This is a genomic window from Mesorhizobium sp. M2A.F.Ca.ET.037.01.1.1 (genome assembly GCF_003998075.1).
In the GTDB taxonomy this organism is placed as follows: domain Bacteria; phylum Pseudomonadota; class Alphaproteobacteria; order Rhizobiales; family Rhizobiaceae; genus Mesorhizobium.
Genome location: NZ_RZSA01000615.1, coordinates 1 through 4,105, shown reverse-complemented (window position 1 = coordinate 4,105; position 4,105 = coordinate 1). Strand labels below are relative to the sequence as shown.

Here is a 4,105-nt window from a genome sequence, read left to right as displayed (position 1 = left end):
GGATGGACCTTCGCCGATTTCCATTCGGCGTATTCGAACGGCGTCGCCGGCAGCGGCCTCAAGGCGGGCCGCTCGATCTCCTCGAACAGTTCGCGGCGGCTTTTGCCGACATGGCGCATCGGCCGGTTTGTTCAACTCCTCGAGCAATTCGGCGATCGCCGCATTGAGCTCAGCCAGCGAGAAGAATGCCCGGTTCCGCAGCCGGGCCAGAATCCAGCGCTCGACGATCAGCACCGCGCCCTCGACCTTGCCCTTGGATAAAGCCGTCAACTGCAGCCCGTGTGGGGACGACCGGCCTCACGGTCCGCATTACTCACCCATTCCACCCGCTTAAAGGCCAGACCTTCGACATGATCAGCCGCAGCCCGCATTGGGGCGACGACCGGGTGATCTACCGAGCGGCGGACGGGACCTTGCCCACGATTGCCGCCGCAATGACGGACATGGAGCAGCCTGACGCATTCCGGCGCGTCGCGGCCGGGCGCGCGGCGTTCCGGACGGTCGACCTATTGGATTTGCTCACGCTGCTGGATCGGATCGCTGCGCCGGTGGAGGCGGAGGATGCGTAAGGTTAAATACGCCGCTGGTGTAAGGCAAATTACGCCGCAGCGCCTGCTCGGATATCGGAGATACGCCCAGTATCGCGGGAATTGCCTTGAGCGTCGTGGAGTTGTCTTGTTTGACGTCTCATCGTGTAAGGCGTATTTATATTTACGAATCAGTTTGGATGATGGTCATGGCGAAGCCAAAGCCAAGACGACGCGACCCAAAGGCCGAGGCCTTGGCCCGCGACGGCGCGCTCAACCCCCACCCCGAGGCCGTGCGCGACACGCTGTTTGCCGCCAATCCCTTCTTCGATGCCAGGGACCTTGTGCAGGTCCGCTACGAGATGGTGCGCCGCCATCAGGCCGATCGCGTGCCGATCAGCGACGTCGCCAGCGCCTTCGGGGTCTCGCGGCCGACCTTCTACAAAGCTCAGAGCGCCTTGGCCGACCAGGGCCTCGCCGGGCTGGTGCCCCGGCAGCGGGGTCCAAAGGGCGGACACAAGATCTCTGCCGAGGTCCTCGCTTACATCGACCAAATCAGGACGACGCGGCCCGACCTCACCGTGCCGCAATGTGTAGACGCTATCGCCACACGCTTTGGCGTCAGGGTGCACCGGCGAAGTCTGGAGCGGGCCATGGCGCCCAAAAAAAAACGACTCGATCTGCCTTAACCGTCCGCGCGACCAGCCTCGTCGGCACATACGAACAACTGCGCGCCGCGGTGCTCAGCGCCCGGCTGATCACCGGATCAGGACTCGTAACCCTGCACCGTCAAGGCATGGTCGCCTGGATCAAGGCCGCAACGACAACTCCCAACTTTACGCCGCCTTGCCCGGTACATCGCCCCCCGTCGGCAGGCGCGATCGCCACCAGCGAGCTCACCCTCATCCTTGCCAGCCTTGTTGTCACGCTAACCGCGGAGCCAGCACATGCCTGACCTCAAAGTCACCGCCGATCACCTGCGGCGCGACGCCTACCTCTACATCCGTCAGTCGACGCTTCGACAGGTCGCCGAGAACGGCGAGAGCACGCAGCGACAATATGGGCTGCGTGATCGCGCCATTGCCGCCGGCTGGCCGACCGAACGCATCCACGTGATAGACCGCGACCTGGGCAAATCGGGATCCAGCGCCGTTGCCCGCGACGGCTTCCAGGAACTGGTCAGCGAAGTCGCGCTCGCCAAGGCCGGCGTCGTCATGGGGCTGGAGGTCTCGCGCCTGGCCCGCAACTCCGCCGACTGGCACCGGCTGCTTGAGCTGTGCGCCCTGACCAGCACCCTCATCCTCGATGAGGATGGCATCTACGACCCGGAAAGCTTCAACGACAGACTTCTTTTGGGTTTGAAAGGAACGATGTCGGAAGCCGAATTGCACTTCCTCAAGGCGCGCATGCGCGGCGGCCAACTCAACAAGGCAAGCCGCGGCGATCTGAAGATAGGCCCGCCCGTGGGCTTGGTCTACTTGCCCGATGGCACCCTCGCACTCGACCCGGACGCCGAGGTGCAGGCCGCGCTCCGCATGGTGTTCACCACCTTCGAGCGCCTGGGCAGCGCAACCAGAACCGTCAAGTTCTTCCTCGACGAAGGCATCCTGTTCCCGCGGCGACTGCGCAAGGGACTGCACAAAGGCGAACTCATGTGGGCGCCGCCACGGCACGCCCGCATCCTCCAGGTCCTGCATAATCCGAGATATGCCGGCGCCTTCGTCTACGGTCGAACGCGTGGACGGCCCCGGCCGGGCGGCGGCGTCTCGCAGATCAAGGTGGATATGGCTGACTGGCGGTTCGTCATGCCCGACCTGCATCCGGGCTATATCGACTGGGAGCGCTTCAAGGCCAACCAGGAGCGTCTCGCCACCAATGCGCAAGCCTACGGAATGCAGCGCCGCGCCGGGCCGGTTCGCGAAGGATCCGCCTTGCTCCAGGGCAGAGTTCTCTGCGGCCTGTGTGGCGCGCGCATGGGCGTCCATTACAGCCAGGAGCATGGTAAGCCCGTCCCGACCTATATCTGCCAGGAAACCGCCACCCGCCGTGGCGGCAAGGTCTGCCAGTCCGTGCCCGGCAAAGTCGTCGACCCGGCGGTGGGTGCATTGCTTGTCGAACTGATGACGCCGATGACCCTTGAGGTCACCTTGGCGGTGCAACGCGAATTGGAGGCACGCGCCGCCGAGATGGACACGTTGCGCCGACAACATATCGAGCGGACGCGTCATGACGCCGAGCTCGCCCGGCGCCGCTACATGAAGGTCGATCCCGACAATCGCCTCGTTGCCGACACTCTCGAGGCCGAGTGGAACGAGAAGCTGCGGCTTCACACCGACGTCGTCGAGGACTATGAACGACGCGCGCCCGAGGAAGCCGCCGCCCTCGACGCCGAGACGCAGCAACGCGTCCGGGATCTTGTCGCGCAGTTCCCCCGGATCTGGAACGATCCGCGCATCGACGTTCGCGAGCGCAAGCGCATCTTCCGTCTGCTGGTCGCCGATGTCACCTTAATCAAGGCCGAGACGATTACCGCAAACGTGCGGCTCTCCGGCGGGGCGACCCGAACCTTGACGCTGGACCGGCCGCTGCCGATCTTCCAGATCCGTAAATCCAAGCCCGACTTGATCGCCGAGGTCGACCGCTTGCTCGACCGTTATTGCGATCGCGAGGTCGCCGACATCTTCAATGAACGCGGTCTGCGGACCTGGGACGGCAAGCCGTTCAATCTCAAGAAAATCGCTTTCATCCGCAGAACTTATAACCTGCCCGGTCGTCGCCAGCGCCTGCGCGATTGTGGTATGCTCACCACCCAGGAAGTGGCCGAACGCTTCGAAATCGCCGAGACCACCGTGCATCAATGGGGACGTCAGGGGCTCATCACCAAAGTCTACAGCGACAATCTCAGCCGGGGTCTGTGGGATATTCCTTCCCACCTCGAGATCATCAAAGGTCGCCCAGGCTGTAACGCTAATCCCGCCCGCCCTGCCTCCATTACCGTGCCATCAGCCGAACAGGACGCACTATGAAACCTTCGCCTTGTCGCGCGGTCGCCGCGGCCGGGCCGGCAAAATCGAGCTGCCGTAATGCGCCGCCATCTCGCCATACGAGCGGTTGACCTGCGGGTCGTAGAGGCAGGCCTTGATCACCGCCACCTTGGCGTTGTCGGGAACAAGCAGCGCCGGCGCGCCGCCGAAGGTCTCCAGCGCATGAACGTGGCATTCCAGCCAGTCCGCCAGCGCCTCTCCCCAGCGTGCCTCGGCAAAAGACAGGCTCGAAGCGCCCAGCACCGCGACAAAGATGTGTGCTGCCCGCGTCTTGCCGGTCCGCCGGTCAATCACCACCGGGACCGTGTCGCCGGCATAGTCGACGAACAGCTTTTCCCCGGCACCATGGTTCTGCCGCATCGTGACCGGCAGATTGGCTGCCCAGCCCCGGTAAAGATCGCAGAAACGGCTATAGCGGTAACCGTCCGGGTGGCGCTCGATGTATTCGTCCCAGAGGACCTGCAGCGTCACATGCTTACGCTTCAGCTCCCGGTGGACCTCCGCCCAGTCCGGCTCCGGCGCGCGGCGATGGCC

The 4,105-nt window shown here is 64.1% G+C and carries 3 protein-coding genes and 2 pseudogenes; 3 read left to right on the top strand and 2 right to left on the bottom strand.

The features are described 5' to 3' along the window. Positions 1 to 255, bottom strand: a pseudogene (locus EOA27_RS25435) (IS21 family transposase); the annotation flags it as partial. A 26-nt stretch (positions 256 to 281) separates the two neighbouring features. Between EOA27_RS25435 and EOA27_RS25430 the strand changes: the two are divergent. The 3 genes from EOA27_RS25430 to EOA27_RS25420 all read left to right on the top strand — a co-directional run bounded on the left by EOA27_RS25430 (position 282) and on the right by EOA27_RS25420 (position 3,553). Beyond that, positions 282 to 569, top strand: a complete 288-nt coding sequence (locus EOA27_RS25430) for a DUF5372 family protein (protein ID WP_048894801.1) — start codon at positions 282 to 284, stop codon at positions 567 to 569. A gap of 167 nt (positions 570 to 736) precedes the next feature. Next, a complete protein-coding gene (locus EOA27_RS25425; protein ID WP_010913721.1) occupies positions 737 to 1,216 on the top strand; it encodes a helix-turn-helix domain-containing protein in 480 nt (159 codons plus the stop codon). Between the two features lie 258 nt (positions 1,217 to 1,474). Further along, on the top strand, positions 1,475 to 3,553 hold the full coding sequence (locus EOA27_RS25420; RefSeq protein ID WP_127257555.1) for a recombinase family protein: 2,079 nt from the start codon (positions 1,475 to 1,477) through the stop codon (positions 3,551 to 3,553). Here the strand turns inward: EOA27_RS25420 and istA are convergent. After that, a pseudogene (gene istA, locus EOA27_RS25415) lies at positions 3,554 to 4,105 on the bottom strand (IS21 family transposase); the annotation flags it as partial.